Genomic DNA, 21,117 nt, shown 5'->3' with positions numbered 1-21,117 from the left:
GTGGGTAAACAGGGGATCCTTCAACCGCAACGGCTTCAGGATGACGACGAAGTGTAGGCGAAGCGAGCCGTGGCGGATCCATTGCTTCGTTCGAGGACGAGTGTGGACACCCACAACGGCGATTCAGATAGAATGGCTATGAAGCTCTTGCAGATTCTTCGCGGAGCATATCCAAGACGGAGCGAACCGTTCTTCCCAGTTCCTTTGGGTCGGGCGGCTTTAACATCAACCGCGCTATTCCGAATTGGCGGCAGGTCGTGTCGTCAAACTTCTGAGTGTAACCGGTCATCAGAATGATCGGCAGTCCGCGGCAAATCGTTTGTGCTTCGCGCGCGAGGAGCATTCCCGTGATCTCGGGCATGGTTTCATCCACTATCAAGAGATCCACTTCGTCGGGATGCGCTCGCAAGTAATCGAGAGCTTCCCTGCCCTTTGTAATCACTGTCGCTGCATACCCGTAACGCTTTGCCAGCACATCCTTCAAGGCAACGGCCACATCTTCTTCATCGTCAACAATTAATATCCGTTCCCGACCGCCCAGCACGTCCTGTTCATCGTCATCCTGTTCAAACTCGTTGGCATGAATCAGTGGGAGATAAACGTCGAACTTCGAGCCCTTGCCGACCGCGCTGGAGACAGTGATCGCTCCACTATGGCTCTCGATGATTCCATGCACGACCGAAAGACCCAGTCCTGTGCCCTCGCCAACCGCTTTTGTGGTGAAGAACGGCTCGAAGATGCGTTCGCGAGTCATCTCATCCATACCACAACCGGTATCCGAGACCGAGAGCCGGACAAATTCACCGGCCGTTAGACGCGGCACTTCGCGCGCAGTTTCCTCTGTGACCGTCACCGTCTCAAGCACGATTTTCAAGATGCCGCCTTGCTCCTGCATGGCGTGGGCGGCGTTGGTGCCGAGGTTCATCAGCACCTGATGAATCTGCGAGGGGTCTGCGAGCACTTTGGCCGGGTCAGGCTGAATGTGCGCTTCCATGGAAATCGTCGACGGGAGCGAAGCTTTCAGAAGCTTCATGGCTTCTTTGACAATGGGTGAAAGCTCCATAGGAACGCGAACATGATCGGTCTGCCGGCTGAAGGTGAGGATTTGCTTGACAAGGTCTTTCGCGCGATGGGCCGCCGAGATGACGTGTTCTATGTCCTGACGAAGCGGGTGACTGTCTCCGAGATCGTTCGCGACCAAGTCGGAGTAGACGAGAATAGGGGTCAGAATGTTATTGAAGTCGTGCGCTACGCCGCCAGCGAGAGTGCCGATGGTTTCCAATCGCTGCACCTGCCGTAACTGCGTGGTAAGCTTCTCTCTTTCTGCCTCCAGCAGTTTACGATCGGTAATGTCCTGAATGGTTCCGATCATGCGCACGGCATTGCCTTGATTGTCGAACTCCAGATCCCCCAGGCCGTGCACCCAGCATTCCCGCCCGTCCGAGAATCTGACTATCTTATACTCTTTGTTAAAACGCTGGCCCTTGCCGATGACCTCTTCCAAGAGGTAATGCGCCATCGTTTCGCGCCACTCGGGATGCACAAGCGAGAGCCAATTTTCCGGTGAGCGGTCGAAAGCGTCGTTGATCCCGAAGATCTCGTCGAGCACACTTGAACTTGTCCACTTCCCAGCCGAAATGTCCAAGTCGTAGCTGCCCAGTCGTGCCACGAACTGTGACTCGCGCAGGAGTTCCTCACGTTTGCGCGATTCCTGCTCCGCGAGTTTGCGTGCCGTGATGTCTTTCCCGAAGCTTGCGACACCGATGACTTTTCCCAGATTGTAGTTTGGAACGGAGGTTACCTCAAGGAAAAGTTCAGAACCATCCGCGCGAGGAATATTGACTTCGTATTCCTGAGGTTCACCGTTCAGCGCGCTTGAGAAGATGTCAATGACACGCACGATGTCTTCTTCGTGGAGCAAGGGAACGAAACTGCGACCTATCAGATCGGCGAGCTCGAATCCTGTGACATCGGAGCATTTCTTGTTGGCGTAGACGAAGTTTCCCGCGGGATCCAACGTCCAATACATGTCATGTGAGTATTCGACGACGGAGCGATACTTGGCTTCGCTTTCCTCGACCAGTCGGTAGGAAGCGGTGAGACGGTCTGACAGATACTGCGCGAGCTTCGTACCCGCGATTGCGGCGATGAGTGCTGCGGCCAGGGGGACCAAAAAGTAAACCAGCGCACGGCTCAGCTCTGTTTCACTTGACCAGCGGTAGAGCAACTGCTGAACGAAGCAGGTGAAGATGATCAACGGGACGAAGAGACGGAGCGCCCGACTCTTTATCGTGGCTTCAAGAAACGGGCGCAGGACTGAGTCTGAACCGGCATGCACCAAGAGTCCCATGCCGAGCAGACAGAAGGCAAAGGCGGTCAGTGCTGAGAGCGGGATGACGGTTGAATGATACAGAAACGGTTCGCCAAGCAGGTAGGCATAGAATAAAAGCAGGCCCGAACCACCGACGAAGGCGCCGATTCTGCCCACCCATTGGAGTGTCCGTTTGTTCGGGTATGAGGCTGCGATGATTCCGATGCCGGAGAAAAGGAAGAGCGCTCCGGTCAGCGGCGACATGCGATTGATGATGTGGGTTCCCAAATACTCTTTAGCCGGAAACAGCACGTTCGCAAAAGTCAAGTCCGTCTTTAAAAAGAACTCCAAAGCCTTTAAGAGGCCGTAAATCGATATCAGCGAGACGCCCGCGACGAGAGGGATGCGCGATGGGCGCGAACTCTGCGCGTTACCGAGTGACAGCAGGAGCAGGCCGCAGAGAATGAACGCCACGGACGTGTCCAATGCCATGGGGATATACTTGTGCGAGATGCGCGTCACAAGATCGATATTGGCGATCCAACCGATGCAGGCGAGCGTTCCAATCGTCAAGACGGAGATTCCGCAGACGTTCCGTATTGACTCAAGTATAGACTTGTCGATTTTTCCGGTCATATATCCTTGCCCCCGGGTCAAGTGTGCGGCTGCGGGTCCTACTTGTTAGTTTCCCGTCGCCAGACTGCGATGAGACGTTACCTTTCATAAGGAAGCAGCATTGACCAGCAAGCGCAATTCTTACGCCAGACAGTACGCGCACGTGCAGGGACAATGACCTCAAAGATGAATAGCACAAATCACGGTTTTTGTCGAAGTTTCAAGAATTCATGATGATGATTTGCAGCAAAAGGGCTGTTTTATAGAAGCTCTTCGTGAGGAAGATTCTGCTTCCGAAGAGGGAAATACAGGCATGAGAGGCCGGTTTTGAGACTTCTTCTGTCCGCTTCTGGCAAAGGGTTGTATATAGCAGATGATAAAGCAGGATTTCGTCAGCGTCATGTCATGGCAAGTTCCGAATGCAAAAAAGACCGCAATGCGGTCCTCCAGTGAAGTTGTAATGTGAGGGACGCTATCTCCCGAAAACCTTCAGCCCCGACTTTCGTTGTTTGAACCACAAGAGGATCGCAACGCCGGCGAACAGTACGTTCGGCAGCCACATGGCCACCGCAGGGCTGACACTGCCGCGGTCCGCCAAGTCTTCACCTGCAATCAGAAAGACCCAGTAGATCAAGAAGAAGGCGATGCTGTAACCTGCAGATACGCCAATCCCTGAACGCCGCACCAACTGCCCGAGCAATCCACCCAGCGCTGCGAAAATCAGGCAGGCAGCAGGAATTGAGAATTTCTTGTGAATCTCGACCAAAAGTCGCGAGATATTTTTTGAGTTCTTGTCCGCATCAATCTTACGATAGCTGTCAATCTTGGCCAAGAGCATTTTGACGTCCATCTCGCGGTCACCGCGCCACTGTGTCGTCGTGCGGCGAAGTGACATGTCCGGTGCGTGGATACGGAAGATGGCCCGCTCAAACTGGATACGATGATGTTCGCCGATTCGAACCCGATCTGAGCGCAGAATCTCGCCTTCGCGCAGCGAAAACTCGAATCCTTCGAACCACTCTTCATACTTCAGCTTCCCCTTCGCCGCGATGACCGTTCCGCCGAAGCGCGGATCGTCATCCTGATAGACCATCACATCCGTGACTTCAGAAGTTTCGCCATTGACCTGCTGAGCGTATAGAACATGACCGGGAATATCGGACAGGAAGACGCCGGGTTCAAGCACCATCGCGGGTTTTAGTCTTCGAATATCTGTTTGCAACTGCCGAGAGCGGAAGTTCAGGTCTGGGAGGAGGTAGTTGTTGAAGTAGGCAAGCGCCAAGGACATGAGAAGTCCGAACACCAAGGCGGGAGCGATGAGCTGAAACGGCCCGACACCTGAAGAGCGCAGCGCTGTGACTTCGTTGTCTGAAGAGAGCCTGCCGTAAGCGGAAAGCACCGCGACCAGTACGGCCATCGGCACGGCCAGCGCGATCATCCATGCGAGATTCAGTCCAAAGAATTCAAGCACGGTCCAGATGGGCAGACCCTTGCCGACAATTCGCCCGAGCATCGTGAACACGAGATTCAGGATGAAGAGAAAGATTATCAGCGCGAGGCTGAAGAAGAAGGGTGGGATGAATTCCCTTGTCAGGTAGCGGAAGAGAGTCATGGTTCGGACCGCAAGTTAAGAAAACTGAAGGACATTTCCCAAACCTGAACCGCTTGCTTTTTTGCCGGAAATCGGATATACTTGCTGTTTCGGGGACGGAACGCCTCCGCCCGGAGGACTAGACCTAATTGGTAAGGCAGCGGTCTTGAAAACCGCCGGGCGAAAGCCCTTGGGAGTTCGAGTCTCCCGTCCTCCGCAAGACTAATGATAATATAGTCTTAAGAATCCAATTTGCCTTCTTCTGGAGAGGTGGCCGAGTGGCTGAAGGCGGCGGTTTGCTAAACCGTTGTAGGGGGTAAACCCTTACCGGGGGTTCGAATCCCCCCCTCTCCGCAAGTGTCGCACGCAAACTGTTGTAGATTTGCGACGCGATTTCATCGGGAAAATGTTGCGACTTTTAAGTGACGAGCCTGGCCTTTGCGCCGGGCTTTCTTGTTCATAGGAAGGGTGGAAAGCCAGGGAAAAAAGTGGTGCCATGATGAAACCGATGGCGTTCCGATGCTTGCGAATTCCTTCGATCGGAGTTATCTTATGCGGTAGATAATTATTCTTTAGCAAACTACTTATTGCCCGCATTCTAAGCGGCTACTTCGAATCTACTGTTCTTATCCCGAAGGTTGCGCATGACCTGATGCATTTGACCAATCTGCGCGATCGCAAGTTATTAAGAGCATACTGTGTATCTACTTCGTGTAATCTACCCCGCTCTAATGAGCATAGCGCGTACTTTTGTGCGCAGAGAATCTGGTCGCGAGCTTAGTTTCCAACGTCGTATGCGAGCGGCGGACTGGAAAACGCAGCTTTCGTACAGTCGTAAACGGGCGATAGAATACGCCAATCATATGGCGGAAGTCAGCCCGGCCTATCGGAAACTTCTCAGACAGTGGGAGGTTTGCCTGCCAATTCGTGAAGAGAATTGGCAGACTCTTCCAACACTATGCAAAAAAGACCTCCAGCAGGATCCAAACAGCTGGTTCAACTCAACTCTGCAACCCGACAGCGTCAGTTGGAGCAGTACTTCCGGTTCGTCCGGCGAGCCGTTTCGCTTCCCGGAGACAAGAGAAAGCCGGATGGCGGAGTTTATCTCAGCCGAGCTGAATATGCGGGATATTGGGTGGAGGCCCGGGATGCCGGAAGCGCTGATAAAAGTGCTTCCTCCAAAGATTACCGGCCTTCGTCGTTGCATACGGCAGATGCTGGGAACACTACCGGTGTCCTTTTCCGCAATTAACTACAGGGCTGACGACACACCGATGATCGTTGAAGCGATCAATCGTGCTGGTGTTCAGTACTTGAAAAGCTATCCGACCGTGCTGCTTCTTCTCGCGGAGGAGATGCTTAAACGCAATCTTCGATGTCATGTCCCGATGATTATCGTGTTTGGGGAGGGGCTAAGTCCGGCACGAGCGCAAGTCATTGAAGAGGCCTTTCAAGCAAAAGTCCATCGCGACTACGGCGGCAGCGAGGCGATGCATATCGGCTTTCAGTGCACGAAGTGTCCCAGCTATCGCTTGGATCTCGCTCGGTTTTATGTCGAAGTGCTTGACGGTAATACTCCAGTGCCCTATGGACAGGCAGGGGAGATTGTTGTGACGTCCTTTCGAAACAGCGCTTTCCCCTTTGTCCGTTATCGTATGGGCGATGTGGCCGCAATGATTGACCCGGAAACGAGGTGCCCGTGTGGTGGTGGAGTATGGAGACTTGGCGAGATTCAAGGCCGCATTATTGATGTTATCTACACCCCGAACGGCGAGCGCCTTGACGCAGCCTTTTTGGTTGTTGTGATGGAGCACGCGCATGATCACATTCTGGCATACAAGTTCTTGCAGCGCGAGCCGGATCTTGTAGAGGTGCTTTATGTCCCTCGCCATGAACGTGCGATGCAACATCTTGCACCGATCGAGAAGCAAATTGTCGATCGCGTCAAAGGAGGACTGCGTCTAACCTGGACGTCAGTGCCGGAAATCAGCCCTGACCCATCTGGGAAGCGGAAAATTCTTGTCCCACTAAAGCAAGAGTGGAAGACTTCGGTTGAGTGAAGGTAGCGACTTGAAAGAGTTGAATATCGTGCGTATATTTTGAGTGTGTGCCTGCGACAATTATTCGTACACATTCTATTCTTTCTCCAATTTCCCGCAAAGCCATAACCAAAGCCCTCAGTTGTCTGCCCACGCCCTCTTGCCACGCATTGGTTTCCAACTTAGGAGGTTGACGCGCAAGCTGACCCTGCCTGACGCATTGCCCGGTGTGTCCGTGTTGCTTGTAACTTGGAATCGTGCGCGGTTTCTTGACCTTGCACTGCGCGCGCTGGCAGATACAATTCCTGATGAACACGAGGTCCTGCTCTGGGACAACGCTTCGGCAGACGACACCCCTCAAGTAATTGAGAAGTGGCGGATGAGTCGGCTGCAGTTGAGGCCGTTCCGATCTCCGCGAAACATCGGTACGAACGGTTTTGCCGAGCTTGCCATCCGAGCACGCCGCGAGCTGATTTTCGAAATGGACGACGATGTCTTTTTGCTGCCGCAGGATTGGTTTGAGAAGCTCAAACGAGCTTTTGAGCTGTTCCCGAATTATGCCTACATCGCTCTGGATGTCGTGCAGGACGACTTCACGAATGGTGCGAAACCGCTGCCGAGCCATTATGAATCTGAGACCTGCGACGGAGTGACTATCGAGTTTGGTCCCACTGGAGGGTGGGCGACGGCAACTCCCCGAGAGTTTTACTTCTCGACGAAAGGTTTTTCATATCGGCCGCATAAGCCATATTTCCCGGAAGACGGTTTCTACAACCGCGTGGTGCGCGAAAGTGGAAAGCGGGCGGGAATTCTCAGCGGAGTGCGATGCTACCACGCTTCAGGCCCTAACTGGAACGCCGCATTTGGAAAAGGGAAGCTGCATCTGCAAAAGATGACCTCGCATGGGGCTGTGCGCTCCGATGATTTGGTGAGCAGAGAAATTGGAGATCAAGTCCCTGATCCGAAGATCTTGGATGTTTACCGCGAGCAGCTATGTCCGCAGCAGAGGCAGAGCACAATTTCGTGACGAGGTGTGGAATACACCAGTGGGTAGCAAGATCCCCTGTTCACAGAAGAACAGAGGCACATCAATGAGGATTTCTTCTTGGTTCTGAGTTCGCCTGACCACACAGATCTACGCGAGAAGCGGCGTGCCCTGATACGTATCTGGTTCTCGGCTGCGCTCATGCTGGCAGCTGTGGTGATCGGGTTGATGAGCTGGCTGCGAAACGAAGCTTCTGTATTGATTGTGACATCGTCGCCGGTCGGAGCGGAAGTCGTTCTGAACAATCGTCCGACGTATGTTCACACGAACGCGTATATGTCAGGCTTGCCGGCGGATTCTTTTGTCGTTACGTTGCGGATGGACGGTTACCGACCGGTGCCGCATGAACTTTCGCTGCGGTTGAACGCCGGAGACACGACGCGGATCACATTTTTTCTCGCTCCTATTTCGCAAAACGATGACCGAGAACTGCCGCGATCTGACGGCTTGCCCTACAAGTGGCAATGGCGGTATGTTCGCATGAACTCCGAACCTCCCGGTGCCGAGATCGTGATTGACGACGTGCGCACCGGTTTGTTGACACCGGCAAATGCAATCTTTGAGCGTGGTTTGCATCACCTGCAAGCCCATTGGCCCAACGGCGCAAAAGCGTATAAAAACCTTTTAATCAGTCCTGAGTCTTCACAGCCGGATGTCATGTTCCGAGCGGCAACCTACATACAACCTAATCAATGAGTCGCCGCGAAGTCACACGCATCGAGCCTCGCAGTGCCGTACGAGTCGGTTTCTTCATCGGCCTCGTCATCGGGTTGCTCTTTGGGCTTTACAGCGCGGCGTTGCTCAAGGGAATGAGCGAATCGAGTCTAAGCTTGCTCGGAGGTGCAGACGCTGCACAAATCAAATCGCTGGGCAGTGTTTCAACGATTTTCCTGATGATTTTCATGGGACTGATCGGTGCGCTACTGCATTCTCTGATCGCCGGCTTGTGCGCGATAGTCTATAATCTCTCCGCGCGGATGTTCGGCGGACTTGAATACCATGTTGAAGAGATTCCCGAGTCCGGTTCCACAACGAGTGATCATGCCGAAAATGACTGAAACACGCGTTCGCTTCGCTCCCAGCCCCACCGGCTATCTTCACGTCGGCGGAGCGCGCACTGCAATCTTCAATTGGCTGTATGCGCGCGCAGTCGGCGGTACGTTTCTGGTGAGAATCGAAGATACCGACCCGCAGCGCTCACGCGGTGAACTGGCGCAAGTGATTCTCGATGGCTTGAAGTGGTTAGGGCTGGAATCTGATGAAGAGATAGTCTACCAGTCGGATCACAAGGAACGATTTGTTGAGATTGCACACGAACTTGTCCGACGCGGCGCAGCCTACCATGATTTCACAACGATTAGTGAGCTGGAGCAACTGCGGGCGGATTCGCAGGCAAGGGGTGAAGCGTCTTTTAGATTCAAGGCGGATCTTGCGACAGTACGTGCCAATGCGGAAAGCAGACTGAAGAGTTGTGATCCCTATGCCATTCGCTTTTCGGCGCCCCCGGATGGCATCGGGTGGGACGATCTGGTTCACGGACGAGTTGATTATAAGGGCGATGATCTTGAAGACTTCGTCTTGCTGCGCTCAGACGGATCCCCCACGTATCATCTGTCGGTAGTCTGCGACGACCATGACATGCGCATCAGTCATGTATTGAGAGGGGATGATCACATCTCCAATACACCCAAGCAGATTGCGATCTATCGGGCAATGGGATGGGACGTCCCGCAATTCGGCCACGTGCCGCTCATCCTTGGTCCGGATAAGAAACGACTATCCAAGCGAACGGGTGCCGCTTCAGTCGGCGAGTTCCAGCAGAAGGGATTTCTCCCACAGGCACTGTTCAACTTCCTGACCTTGTTGGGATGGTCTCCCGGTAAAGGCGACCGTGAGATCTTCTCGCGTGAAGAGCTGATTGGTGTGTTTTCTCTTGAAGGAATTCAGGCAAGAAGCGCGGTCTTCGACGAAGCGAAACTCGAGTGGATGAACGGTGAGCATTTTCGTGCATTGGACGATGATTCTGCGGTGAACTATCTGTTCGAGCATTCCGGAAACGCGAGTGTCTCTCTCGCATCGTTGCGGGCCGCGCTGCCACTTGTCAGACCTCGAATTCGCATGCCGCGCGACCTCTTCGAAGAACAGACCTATCTGTTTAAGGATCCCGGCGAGTATGACGCGAAAGGTGTGGAAAAGCACCTGAGCGATCCGGCAATTCTGAAGAACTTAAGCATCTATGTTGCAGACCTTGAAACGATTCCGTTCGTGGCCGCCGATCTGGAGGCAAAACTTCGCGGGCGCTGCGAGGAGTGGGGTGTGAAAGCGGGGCAGCTCATTCATCCGATTCGTCTAGGATTGACAGGCAGGACGGTCAGCCCCGGACTCTTTGAAATGATGGAATTTCTCGGCAGAGAGACCGTTATTCGCAGGTTAAACCTCCTCTTGAAAGTGCATCTTCCCGCGTGACTTTGCTGGATAGATACATTCTCTCCGCCTTCGCGCGGAGTTTTTTCTTTGCGATGGGCGCGGCACTCCTGATTTTCATCACGATTGACCTCGTCGAGCATCTGGACAAGTTTGTCGATGCCGAAGTCGGATTCGACCTTGTCGCAAGATACTACTTTCTCTATGTGCCCTACATCATCTATCTGACGATTCCGGTCGGTGTGCTGCTTGCTACGCTCTTTTCCATTGGAGGCTTTGTCTATCGCAACGAACTGACCGCCATGCAGAGCTCAGGCGTAAGTCATTGGCGAATTCTTGTCCTTCTGCTCTGCTTCGCCGCGCCGCTCGCCGGTGGTGTCTGGTACCTTGGAGAGAACGTCGTACCGCGCTACAACTTCGAACGCAAGGAGCTGTACAGGGTTGAAGTTCGCAAAGGCAAAGGTTCCGTCTCCTCGCGACAGGGCAGAATCTATCTGCAGACCTCTCCGACGGAATTTCTGAAGATGGAAAGCTACGATCCGAAATTCAGAACGGGTTATCGCGTTCAGCTTCAGCACGTCGAGGAGGGAAGAGTCGTCTGGCAGGTGGAAGCCGACAGTATGATGTTTCACGATGACGCTTGGACCTTCCGCGGCGCGCGCAGAACGGAATTCAGGGATCGCAGCATTGCCGTCAGTAATCCGGACATGTATGTGCGGCCCGACTTCCAGTTTACCCCCGATGACCTGATACGTGTGAACATCGAGCCGGACGAAATGAGCTATCGAGATATCCAAAGTCTGATTGGCCGTCTGCAAGCGGCCGGCATTCGGGGAGCGCGTTGGTCCGTCGACCTTGCCTTTAAGTTTGCACAGCCGTTTGCGACATTCATCATCGTGCTCTTCGGAGTGCCCTTTGCCGCGTTTCGCCGCCGCGGCGGACTTGTGCTCGGTTTCGGATTGTCACTGCTCGTTTGCTTTATCTATTTCGGTCTTCAGCAGGTCGGCAAGATTCTTGGCTACGGCGGCGAACTCACTCCTTTCTGGGCTGCCTGGATCGGTAACATCGTGTTTGGCGTGTTTGGCCTTGGCCTCGTGTGGCGCGCGCCGAAGTAGCAATGCTTTATGAGAAATGAAAGAGGCCGCATCACTGCGGCCTCTTATTCTTGGTCAAACTCTTGCTTACCAGTGAATCGAATGTCCTATGCCGAAGGAAAGTCCTCGTGTCGCTGAAAACAGCCCTTCGTGCCATGCACAACCAAGATCGAAGTCGTAGTGCTTCGTTCGCACTCCTCCGCCCACCGAAATCCGAGTTCCCAACGGACCGCCCGTTCCCAGTCCGGCGCGTAGCAGCAGCACTTTGGTCGCAGAATACTCTCCTCCCAGCGCAATCTCCGCGCCAGCCTTGCCCTGTGCGGACTCTTCGAAACGCGCACGAAACGTTGACAACAGAAGAGCACGGGGAGCCAATTGATATCGACCGGACAGTTCGAGAGTTGCAGGGATCTTTGATTCGATGCTGCCGCCTGCGATTGAAGTCGTGCTGCTTCGGAATGCACGCTTGACGTAGCCATCATCATCCAGTGAATCGACAATCACGCCTGCAGAATCCACTTCGAAGGCATCAAGCTTCGCTTCGTTAACAACCCACGTTATGCTACCGCCGATCTGCTTGAGTGCCACGCCGAGCGACCACTTGTCGTTGATATCGGCCAACATGCTCAGATCAAATCCGATGCCGTCTCCTTGGTTCGAGTTGACACGTTGCACCGCTCCGTAACCGGTGAGCAGGGAGTCCGTCGCTTGAAGTTCTCCGACGGCGTCCACTACCTTGTCGAGATGCTGACCGAGATAGAAGTGGAATCCGATCCCGCCATACAACCCCTTGATTTTGTCTTGCTGAAATTCGTAGGCAATGGCGACTCCGGCATCCAGAAGCGCATACTGTTCGCCTCCCAGGTCTTCGAGTTTGTAGCCGCGATTAAGCTGATTCCCGAACAACGCAAGCTCGAAGAGTTCGCGGTCCGCGTTCACGTTCAGCGCGTATTCTTCGGAAATCTGGAACGCCATCTTCTTGTACACGCCGCCCAAAATGGGCGCCGAGGCGATCGCCGAGACTTTGAGGCCGTCTGAGGGAATACTGCCCAGGATTTCGCGTTTGTCGGTCGCCGACAGGTAGCGATCTCGGCCAATCTGATCATTCCACCGATTGACGCTGAAAGAATTGTTATGCGCACTCGCCGTGAAACGCGGCAAATCTATTCGCCATGTCATGGAATTGGGTCGCGCAAGGACAGCCGCGTTGCCGTGCAAAACATCCGAAGAGTGTTCCAGTATGTCCATTGCACCGGCCAATCCCAATTGACGGCCAGATGGCGCCTGCGCGTAGAGTGCCGTAGCGCACAACAGAATTACGAGGAACTCTTTCACTCGATTTCTCCGGGTCTGACCGTGTATACAATTCTGGCGAACGGTTGAACCGCGACAAAGTCTCGCCCTGTCAGAACCAATGTGTCGTTGTGTGCCGCACTGATGGCGATTTGCGTGCGAACGAAGAAGTGCTCGGACTTGAAGAAGTTCAACCATCGCTCGTCAAGCGTGACGTCAAACGAAAGTTGACTTGCGTCTACTGTCATTCCATTCACTACGGTCGGAGCAGGAATCAGAACGTCAAAAAGCGTATCGGCATCGGTTCCTGATTCCTTTTGCAGTCTCGCGCTGTCAAATCCGGCCACAAGGAAGCACCTTCCGTCTGTCGGGAGATGATTCCAAATCCGAATCGTTGCCGTGCCGCTCTGAATGTCCTCTAAGTCCCGTGGCGACACTCGTTCAATCTCGCCCTCAGGCTCAATGTCCCCGGTCAATTCCACAGCCAACGCCGCTCGCAATTCAAGCCCGACCCTGACACGTGCGTTGTTATAGACCGCGATTTCGCCATGCAGCACGGATGTTCCGGAAACCGTCAGCAAATCGGGATAATCAGCAAGTAAGGTCGCCAAGCCGTTAATTGTCGCGAGTGAATCGTTGACAAGAGATAGATTGGAGATGCTAACGACGGTGTCGCCTACAGTCTCGCCGCCGAAACTCGTATGTGCAGTAATCTCTGCGTCCAAGAGTCCTCCGATGCCTTGTTCCACGTGCAACAATGCTGCAACATCAAGCGGACGCGCTTTCTCCCAACCTTGCGGAGGACGGTCGATTTCGACTTGTGTGTCTTCTATTGGCAATTCAAGATTATTCAACGTTCCCGCGAAATACTCAATTGGCAGCCGCTCAAACTCTACTCTCGCATAAACGTGTTCGTTGCCGGAAACAAAAGCACGTCGATCGGCTGTCGCCGGAGTATGCGAGATGATTTGTCCGGTTATCTTTTGATCTTCGTCCTGACTCGGTCGCAACCGGTAGTGTGCCAACGGGATGACCGCGACATCAGAATCCCCCGGCATAAGAAAGCGTTTGACTGCAAGTGTGTCGTTCAGCCTGCTCACAAGATTCGGAATGCGCAGGGTTACAGTGTCAGCGAATTGGGACTGATTTGCCAGCGTCACGATCATGTTTCCTGATTCGATGATTGCAAGATTGATGCGATGACGCTGCTCGATGGATACTGCGCTGTCGCGGACAACCGTTTGCACAGGAACAAATCCGTAGAATCTTGAGGCGGTTACTGTGTCCACTCTGACGGAAACGGAAATGCGCGACGCCGAATCAACGGAAATGCCCGTGCCGCCCTGACCTGTGGCAGAGAGGGCAAAAGTGAAGTCGGAAACCAATATGGCCTCCGCAAGTGATACGCGATCCACAAACTGCTGATCGGGGTTTAGTGCGCTCACGTCTGCAATGACTTTGCTGCCTGCGCGCAACTGAAGCCCCGTCACCTCGTAGGCAAGACGATTAATGATAACAATGGATATGGTCGCCGTGTCCACTTCAAGACTGTCATACCCTGCCGGAAGCGGCAGCGCGATGGTGTGTTCCAGCGCATGAGGCGGTATGTCCTGAACTGTGCCGTGCAATGCCGCGAGACCGGGATTCAGGGATCCCAGTGAGTAGCCGAGCAGTGTGTCGTAGTCGAGCGGTGCTTCGATCGCAGTTAGATAACGATCGATGGTGCGTTCTACCGGAGATGCGTATAAGCTATCGCCGATTTCCGCGAGCAGACTTGCCCATGCACTGAAATACATCGTACTGTCGTCGCTCATGCCGATGCCCGAACCGTTCGCGCGTATCACACTGTCCGGATCGGCAAGCTCCCACATCCCGTACGTCCGGACTCCGAAAGGAACATTCAGATCCACGTCCCACCACATATCGCCCGGCGGTTGCGGAATTTCACATCCCGCCACGATTGTCATCAAGCACAAACACAAAAGACGGAGCTGCCTCCGTCTTTTGCATACTGTCGCCGTTGGACAGCGCATCAGGTACCCATCTCCCAATTGGAGAGGTATTTCTTCTGATCCGGAGTCAGCTTGTCAATCTTGATCCCCATCGTCTTGAGTTTCAAATTGGCAATATAGTCTTCGATGGACTTCGGTACGTCGTGCACGGACACGTCAAGCTTTTTGGCATTCTTGATCGCATACTCTGTGGCCAGCGCCTGCGTGGCGAAGCTCATGTCCATGACCGAAGCCGGGTGCCCGTGTGCTGCGCCGAGGTTGACCAGCCGCCCTTCAGCGATCACGTTGATTTGATTGCCGCTCGGCAATGTATAACGATCCACATACGGGACGACATTCTTTTCGACGCGCTTGGATATTTCGGCGAGACCTTTGAGGTCCAGCTCAATATCAAAGTGACCGCTGTTGCAGACGTAGGCGCCGTTCTTCATCTTTTCGAAGTGCTCAGGGCGAATTACGTGCATATTGCCTGTCACAGTGCAGAAGACATCGCCGATTTGAGCCGCCTGCGCCATCGGCATCACGCGAAAACCATCCATTCGCGCCTCAAGCGCGCGAATCGGATTAATCTCCGTTACGACTACTTCGGCTCCGTGTCCCTTGGCGCGCATGGCGAAACCCTTGCCGCACCAGCCGTAACCCGCAACGACCAAAGTGCGACCCGCAATCAGCATATCCGTTGCACGCACGATTCCGTCGAGTGTGGATTGGCCCGTGCCGTAACGATTATCGAAAAGGTGCTTGGTGTCTGCATTGTTCACGGCAATCACGGGGAACCGCAGCTTGCCCTGCTTGGCCATCGCCATGAGCCGGATCACGCCGGTTGTCGTTTCCTCGAGTGAGGCGACGATCTGATCGCCGTATTCGACATGGGTCGTGTGCAGCCCGTGAACAAGATCTGCGCCGTCGTCCATCGTAATGACCGGATTGTGGCGCATTGCCGCATCGAGGTGCTGATAGTAGGTCTTGTTGTCTTCACCCTTGATCGCGTAAACGCGCACGCCGAAATCCTTGACGAGCGACGCCGCAACGTCGTCTTGGGTTGAAAGCGGATTCGAAGCCACCAGCACAAGTTCGGCGCCTCCGGCCTTCAGAGTGCGTGCGAGATTCGCTGTTTCAGCAGTCACATGCAGGCAGGCCGACATGCGCATATTCTTCAGCGGCTTTTCCTTTTCAAAGCGCTCACGAATCTCGGCCAGCACGGGCATATCACGATCCGCCCAGAGAATTCGATTCTTCCCCTTGGGTGCCAAGCTCTCGTCAGCCACATGGTAGCTCGCGGCTGCCGTCACGGATTGTCCCTTCTTCACCTTCGTCGTTGTCGTAGCCATGAAACCCCGTTTCTTATGCTAATGAACTTATTCTGTCTGTCTTTTCCCATGTAAACGTCTCTTCGCTGCGGCCGAAGTGTCCATAGGCCGCCGTCTTGCGATAGATCGGACGGCGGAGGTCGAGAGCTGTGATAATTCCACGGACCGTGAGGTCAAACGCCTTCCGCACTTTCTTCTCAATCTCTTCATCCGGAAGAATTCCTGTGCCCTTCGTGTCTACCATGATGGACACCGGTTCGGCCACTCCGATCGCATAGGCAAGCTGAATGGTGCATCGCTCGGCCAAGCCGGCAGCCACAACATTCTTGGCAATCCAACGCGCCGCATACGCGCCGCTGCGGTCAACTTTTGTCGGATCTTTGCCGGAAAAAGCGCCGCCGCCATGAGGCACCCAACCGCCATAAGTGTCGACGATAATCTTGCGACCGGTAAGTCCCGCGTCACCTTGCGGGCCTCCGACCACGAACTTGCCCGATGGGTTAATGTAGATTTTGCAGTCACTGCTCATCTTGTAGCCGGACAACACTGCCGGGAGCAGATCGCGCTTTAAGTCCGCCTCGATTTGCTTGCGCTCTGCGCTTGGATCGTGCTGTGTCGAAATGACGACCGCCACAATTTCCGTCGGCTTTCCGTCCACGTATTTCACCGAAACCTGCGACTTCGCATCGGGGCGCAGGTAGCCCAGCTTCCCGGCGCGGCGCATGTTCGCAAGTTCATGCACCAGCTTGTGCGACAAGACGATCGGAAGAGGCATCATCTCCGGTGTCTCCTTGGACGCGTAGCCGAACATCATGCCTTGATCTCCCGCACCGTCGGCGTCCACCGCCTGTGCAATGTCGGGACTCTGCTTGTCGATCGTCGTGATCACTGCGCACGTCTCATAGTCAAAACCATACGCGGCGTTTGTGTAGCCAATATCCTTGATGACACCGCGTACAAGTGCCGGAATGTCCACGTAGGTATGAGTCGTAATCTCGCCGCCGACCAGAGCCATACCCGTCGTGACAAAAGTCTCGCACGCGACACGTGCCATCGAATCGTCCTTCAGCATCGCGTCGAGAACCGCGTCCGAAATCTGATCCGCAATCTTATCAGGATGTCCTTCACTGACCGACTCGCTGGAAAAGACAAATGTGCTCATGGATGGTTGCTGCTGCTCCGTCGTGAAAAGTGAAATGCTATAGCTCGTCGCCTATACCTTCTATGATGGCGCTGGAATCGCCCAAATTGTAACGGTGAAACATTCCCTTCACCACCGCGTTATTGCCGACCAAGGACCCGGCCACTAAGGCCTCCTCGACTCGCGCGCCCTCACCTAAAATGGCATCCCGCACCATCGCGTTGCGTACTTCCGCCCCTTGGCCGATCGTTGCAAATGGACCAACGATTGCCTGCTCAATGATGGCCTCGGGATGTACAAACACCGGCGGGATAAACACCGCGCCCTTGCGCTGCGGCAAATCGCCGTTTAACTTCGCAAGCAAATGACGGTTCGTTTCAAGAAGAGTCTCGGGTTTCCCGCAGTCGAACCAGTTATCCACCGGAAAGGTTGTAATCTGAGTTCCACTCTCGATCATCAGCTGTAGGGCATCGGTTAGCTGGAACTCCCCGCGGGTCGTCAAGTTGCGCTCGAACAGTATCTCAATGGATTCTTTCAGGGCCTGCGCCTGCCGGATAAGATAAATTCCCACAATAACCAGATTTGAGCGCGGGTTCTCAGGTTTCTCAACAAGACGCGTGACGATGTGGTCGCGCGTCTCAACGACTCCGAACCGGCGCGGATCTTCGACCGTCTTCACCCCGATTGCGTTGTCAGCCGATTCGCTCAACACACGTTTGAGGTCGAATTCAAATATCGTGTCGCCAAGTATGACCAGAACTTCCTGATCCTCGGATGTCAATCCCAAATGCACGGCATGAGCAAGTCCCCGAGCTTCCTGCTGAACCACGAAGTCCGCGGGAATCGCGTAGTGCTTACGCACGTAGCTCTCAATCAAATCGCCCATCGCACCAACAACCAATGTTACTTGGTCTATGCCGGATGCGATGAGATGATCGAGTATATGGCCGAGAATGGGTTTCCCGGCCACGTTGAGGAGGACTTTGGGCCGGGTGAAGGTGTGCGGTCGCAAACGCGAACCTATCCCTGCGACCGGAATGATTGCTTTCACTGAGGACTTACGTTTTCTTAAAGTCTTGTAATCTACAGATTTCGACCGTAAATATCAAGACCCTGTCAGCAGCTCTTTAAGCCCCGTAATTCTCGGGATTTCCATCGGGTCCTCTGCTTTGAGGATCGCTAAGTACACCGTTGCCGCATCCAGAAGGAGCATCAGTCGAATTCCTTGTGACAGCCTGCCCCTACTGTCCGGGAACATCACCTGAGGGTCAAGCCTGACTGATGCCACACCCATTTGTGCGAGCATCTCTTCCATCGGGCCGCGCGGGTCGGCAAATGTTCCTGTCATACCCCAGCTGCCGAGAAACATCACGAGTGGAGGAGGCAACACCTGCGCAAGGTGGCCAAAGGCCTCCACCTCGTTGTGCGCAAGTTCCGGCAAATCCGCACTATGCGACCAGACCTTGCTGTTTTCCGCGAGCTGTGCGCGAAGTCGAAATGCCAGTGCCGGTCCGAGCAGACCATCGCATGTGTAAATAACCGGCGTGCGATCCACCAACTTTACCGCAAGGTCGAGGGCCGGATTCTCCTCGCGCGTCAACGTCGCGTAGCGCGCGGCATCCGCCTGCAGCTTCGCCAGCGGCCAAGAATCTATGTCGGGATTGTGAAAGCCATAGGACCTCTGAAACAGGCGATGGAGTGCACCCAGCGAAAATCCCACCGCCGCTCGCGGGGGGTAGCCGCCCGGCAGATTGAGGTAGGGAATTCCGGCGGACGTCGCTTTTTGCTCGAGCCGTCCTCCGCTGGACACAGCCAGCCACACCTGTCTCGGATCCACTTCGGTGAGAGCTTGAATCGCTTCAATCGTATTGCCTGAATAACTGCACACCAGTCTGGGCAAGTCCGACACGCGTGAATGTCGCCGCACAAAAATCCGTCCGTACATCGCCGGCGGCTCGAGACCGAAGGCCTGCAGCAAGTCCCCCGACACCGCGCTCCCGCCCAACCCAAACCAGTCCAGCTTGGGTTCGTCAAGCATCTGATGATGCAGCAGAAACTCGTCCGCGATCTCGTGACCGCGCTCAAGCTGTCCCGCGAGTTCCAGCGTCTTGCCCAGCATGTCGCCCGGATCCAGCTGCTTGAGCCGAGTCTCCGTAAGATTGATTGCTTTTGTTGTAATGGTCATGTTGTTAGAACCAAATCGGCAAATCCGCGAATCGCTTCTTCAATTCGCGCTGCATGTATTGTTGAATCTCCTGTGACGTCGCCATCTTCATCGCCTTGCGCGTCATCCGTCTGCACTCCTCGTACGACAGTGTGCGGATAATCTTCTTGATCTCGGGTATCATGGAAGACGTCATCGAAAGTTCGCGCAACCCCAACCCGATCAACAACGGTATCGCCGTTGGAGTTCCGCCCATTTCTCCGCATATTCCTACATCGACGTGTCGCTTTCTGCCGGCATCGACCGTCATTTCGATCAGCCGCAACACCGCCGGATGATAGCTCCTGTAATATGCGGCCACCTGCTCATTCGCGCGGTCTGTTGCCACTGTGTACTGAATCAAATCGTTCGTTCCAATGGACAGAAAGTCACACTCCTCCGCCAGCCGATCCGCAAACACCGCCGCAGACGGAATCTCTACCATGATGCCTACCGGAATGTTGGGGTCAAAGGCAAGTTTCCGTTGCTGTAGCTCCAGCTTCGCTTCGTCGAGCACGGTTATCGCTTCCCGCAATTCCTCCAACCCGGAAACAAACGGGAACATCACTCTCACGTTCTCGCGCGCGGAAGCCCGCAAAATGGCACGTAATTGCGCCCGAAACAAGTCTCGCCGTGACAAGGAGACACGGATCGCGCGGTATCCGAGAAATGGATTCCTCTCATCCCGCAGATTGATGCCCGCATGATACTTGTCTCCGCCGAGATCGAACGTGCGAATGACAACCGGATGCGGCGCCATGATTTCTGCGGCCTTATCATAGACGCCGAACTGCTCATCTTCCGTCGGCGTTGTCTCTCGCGTCAAGAATAGGAATTCACTGCGGAACAACCCGACGCCTGTGCCACCGTGAGAAAGCACCAAGTCCGCTTCGCGCGGCAATTCAATATTGCCCCACAGCTTGATCTCGTGTCCGTCGGTCGTCACAGCCGGCTGACCGCGCAATCCTTCCAGAATCCGTTGAAAGCCGCGAAACCGCTCACGCTTCGACTGATACTCTGACAGCGATTCGGCGGTCGGATGTAAAATAACTTTGCCGCTGTTGCCGTTGATAATGATCGCGTCGCCGCTGCTCGCTTTGGCTGTCGCATCTCCGATGCCGACTACCGTGGGAATGTCCAGACTGCGGGCGAGGATTGCCGTGTGCGACGTCAGCCCGCCAATATCTGTGGCGATCCCGTGAACCAGCGTCCGGTCGAGGTTCAAAGCTTGAGTGGGGGAGAGGTCCTCCGCGACCAGAATTACCTCATGAGTCGGATGATCGGGAATCACATCCCCTTCACCGCGCAAATGCCTGAGCAGCCTGCTCCGCACATCGCGCAAATCCGCCGCACGCTCACGAAAAACCTCGCCCGCCGAGCGGCTGATCAACTCAATCATCTGTGCAAACGCGTCATAGATAATGTATTCGGCGTCGAACTGCTCGCGCGCGATTCTCCCGCGAACCTGATCCTGAAATATCGTGTCCCCCAGAATCAGCAAGTGCGCGTCGAAGATCTTGCCCACCGCAATTCCGGCCAGGTCCAGCGCCCGATCGCGCGAGCGCTCTATCGCGGCTTGTGTCGCTTCGATCGCGTCGTTGAGCCGGGCCAGCTCTTTCGGCACTTCCGCGGGCGCGAGCTTGCGCGGAAGAACTTCCGGCTCTTCGTAATTGATCAGATGCACGCGGCCGATCGCTATCCCGTGCGACGCCGGAATACCGCGCAATATCTGCTCCTTCTTGCTCTCGCTGCCCACGACTCTTACTCCTCGTAAAACTTGTTCTCAAACAGCTGGACCAAATCGTCCATTAACGACTGCTCGTCATCGCCGATACACTCGATCGTCAGCGAGCTGCCGCGCGCCGCTGCGAGCATCATCACTCCCATGATACTCTTGCCGTTGACGCGCATCCCGTCCTTTAAAAGATACACGTCGGCGTTATACTTGGCCGCAATCTTCGTCAGTTGTGCGGCGGGGCGGATGTGCAGCCCCAAACGATTGAGGAGGGTTACTTCCTTCTGGATCACGACTGGTGTCT

General features: G+C 54.6%; 16 protein-coding genes and 2 tRNA genes. 8 read left to right on the top strand and 10 right to left on the bottom strand.

Annotation, left to right across the window (positions count from 1 at the left end; genetic code table 11):
• Window positions 1-136 precede the first annotated feature (136 nt).
• Window positions 137-2,947, bottom strand: a complete 2,811-nt coding sequence (locus KJZ99_03475) for a PAS domain S-box protein (GenBank protein MCL4304946.1) — start codon at window positions 2,945-2,947, stop codon at window positions 137-139.
• Between the two features lie 451 nt (window positions 2,948-3,398).
• A complete protein-coding gene (locus tag KJZ99_03470) occupies window positions 3,399-4,538 on the bottom strand; it encodes an LptF/LptG family permease (GenBank protein MCL4304945.1) in 1,140 nt (379 codons plus the stop codon).
• Between the two features lie 112 nt (window positions 4,539-4,650).
• On the opposite strand from KJZ99_03470, the gene KJZ99_03465 reads away from it, so the two are divergent.
• From KJZ99_03465 to KJZ99_03430, 8 genes are all read left to right on the top strand, one after another.
• Window positions 4,651-4,734, top strand: a tRNA-Ser gene (locus KJZ99_03465).
• Between the two features lie 47 nt (window positions 4,735-4,781).
• Window positions 4,782-4,871, top strand: a tRNA-Ser gene (locus tag KJZ99_03460).
• 344 nt (window positions 4,872-5,215) lie between these two features.
• The gene (locus KJZ99_03455) at window positions 5,216-6,577 is read left to right on the top strand and encodes a hypothetical protein (GenBank protein ID MCL4304944.1); all 1,362 of its coding nucleotides are present in this window, start codon (window positions 5,216-5,218) and stop codon (window positions 6,575-6,577) included.
• Between the two features lie 139 nt (window positions 6,578-6,716).
• Entirely contained in the window at window positions 6,717-7,583 is an 867-nt protein-coding gene (locus KJZ99_03450; GenBank protein ID MCL4304943.1) for a glycosyltransferase, read from the top strand.
• Between the two features lie 78 nt (window positions 7,584-7,661).
• Window positions 7,662-8,297 (top strand): PEGA domain-containing protein, encoded by a 636-nt coding sequence (locus KJZ99_03445; GenBank protein MCL4304942.1) that lies wholly within the window; start codon window positions 7,662-7,664, stop codon window positions 8,295-8,297.
• On the top strand, window positions 8,294-8,659 hold the full coding sequence (locus KJZ99_03440; GenBank protein MCL4304941.1) for a DUF3566 domain-containing protein: 366 nt from the start codon (window positions 8,294-8,296) through the stop codon (window positions 8,657-8,659). The genes KJZ99_03445 and KJZ99_03440 overlap by 4 nt, the downstream gene beginning before the upstream one ends.
• Window positions 8,643-10,067 carry a glutamate--tRNA ligase gene (locus tag KJZ99_03435; GenBank protein MCL4304940.1) on the top strand — a complete coding sequence of 475 codons (1,425 nt, stop codon included), beginning with the start codon at window positions 8,643-8,645 and terminating at the stop codon, window positions 10,065-10,067. The genes KJZ99_03440 and KJZ99_03435 overlap by 17 nt, the downstream gene beginning before the upstream one ends.
• Window positions 10,064-11,140, top strand: coding sequence for an LptF/LptG family permease (locus KJZ99_03430; protein MCL4304939.1), 1,077 nt, complete (start codon window positions 10,064-10,066; stop codon window positions 11,138-11,140). Before KJZ99_03435 ends, KJZ99_03430 begins: the two co-directional genes overlap by 4 nt.
• Window positions 11,141-11,206: 66 nt before the next feature.
• On the opposite strand, the gene KJZ99_03425 is transcribed toward KJZ99_03430, so the two are convergent.
• The 8 genes from KJZ99_03425 to KJZ99_03390 all read right to left on the bottom strand — a co-directional run bounded on the left by KJZ99_03425 (window position 11,207) and on the right by KJZ99_03390 (window position 21,106).
• Complete coding sequence (locus tag KJZ99_03425) at window positions 11,207-12,454, bottom strand: hypothetical protein (protein ID MCL4304938.1); 1,248 nt, start codon at window positions 12,452-12,454, stop codon at window positions 11,207-11,209.
• Complete coding sequence (locus KJZ99_03420) at window positions 12,451-14,370, bottom strand: hypothetical protein (protein ID MCL4304937.1); 1,920 nt, start codon at window positions 14,368-14,370, stop codon at window positions 12,451-12,453. Before KJZ99_03420 ends, KJZ99_03425 begins: the two co-directional genes overlap by 4 nt.
• Before the next feature lie 74 nt (window positions 14,371-14,444).
• Window positions 14,445-15,755: an adenosylhomocysteinase gene (ahcY, locus tag KJZ99_03415; protein MCL4304936.1), complete on the bottom strand. Its 1,311-nt coding sequence runs from the start codon at window positions 15,753-15,755 to the stop codon at window positions 14,445-14,447.
• 13 nt (window positions 15,756-15,768) lie between these two features.
• A complete protein-coding gene (gene metK, locus KJZ99_03410; protein MCL4304935.1) occupies window positions 15,769-16,896 on the bottom strand; it encodes a methionine adenosyltransferase in 1,128 nt (375 codons plus the stop codon).
• A 37-nt stretch (window positions 16,897-16,933) separates the two neighbouring features.
• Window positions 16,934-17,926 (bottom strand): NTP transferase domain-containing protein, encoded by a 993-nt coding sequence (locus KJZ99_03405; protein MCL4304934.1) that lies wholly within the window; start codon window positions 17,924-17,926, stop codon window positions 16,934-16,936.
• Window positions 17,927-17,980: 54 nt separating this feature from the next.
• The gene (locus KJZ99_03400) at window positions 17,981-19,060 is read right to left on the bottom strand and encodes a hypothetical protein (GenBank protein MCL4304933.1); all 1,080 of its coding nucleotides are present in this window, start codon (window positions 19,058-19,060) and stop codon (window positions 17,981-17,983) included.
• A 4-nt stretch (window positions 19,061-19,064) separates the two neighbouring features.
• Complete coding sequence (ptsP, locus tag KJZ99_03395) at window positions 19,065-20,834, bottom strand: phosphoenolpyruvate--protein phosphotransferase (GenBank protein MCL4304932.1); 1,770 nt, start codon at window positions 20,832-20,834, stop codon at window positions 19,065-19,067.
• A 5-nt stretch (window positions 20,835-20,839) separates the two neighbouring features.
• Window positions 20,840-21,106, bottom strand: coding sequence for an HPr family phosphocarrier protein (locus KJZ99_03390; GenBank protein MCL4304931.1), 267 nt, complete (start codon window positions 21,104-21,106; stop codon window positions 20,840-20,842).
• Window positions 21,107-21,117: the final 11 nt, after the last annotated feature.

Source organism: bacterium, assembly GCA_023382385.1.
Lineage (GTDB): Bacteria > Electryoneota > RPQS01 > RPQS01 > RPQS01 > JABWCQ01.
Note: the sequence above shows the minus strand (reverse complement) of the source record. Positions and strands in the feature narration are given on the sequence as shown.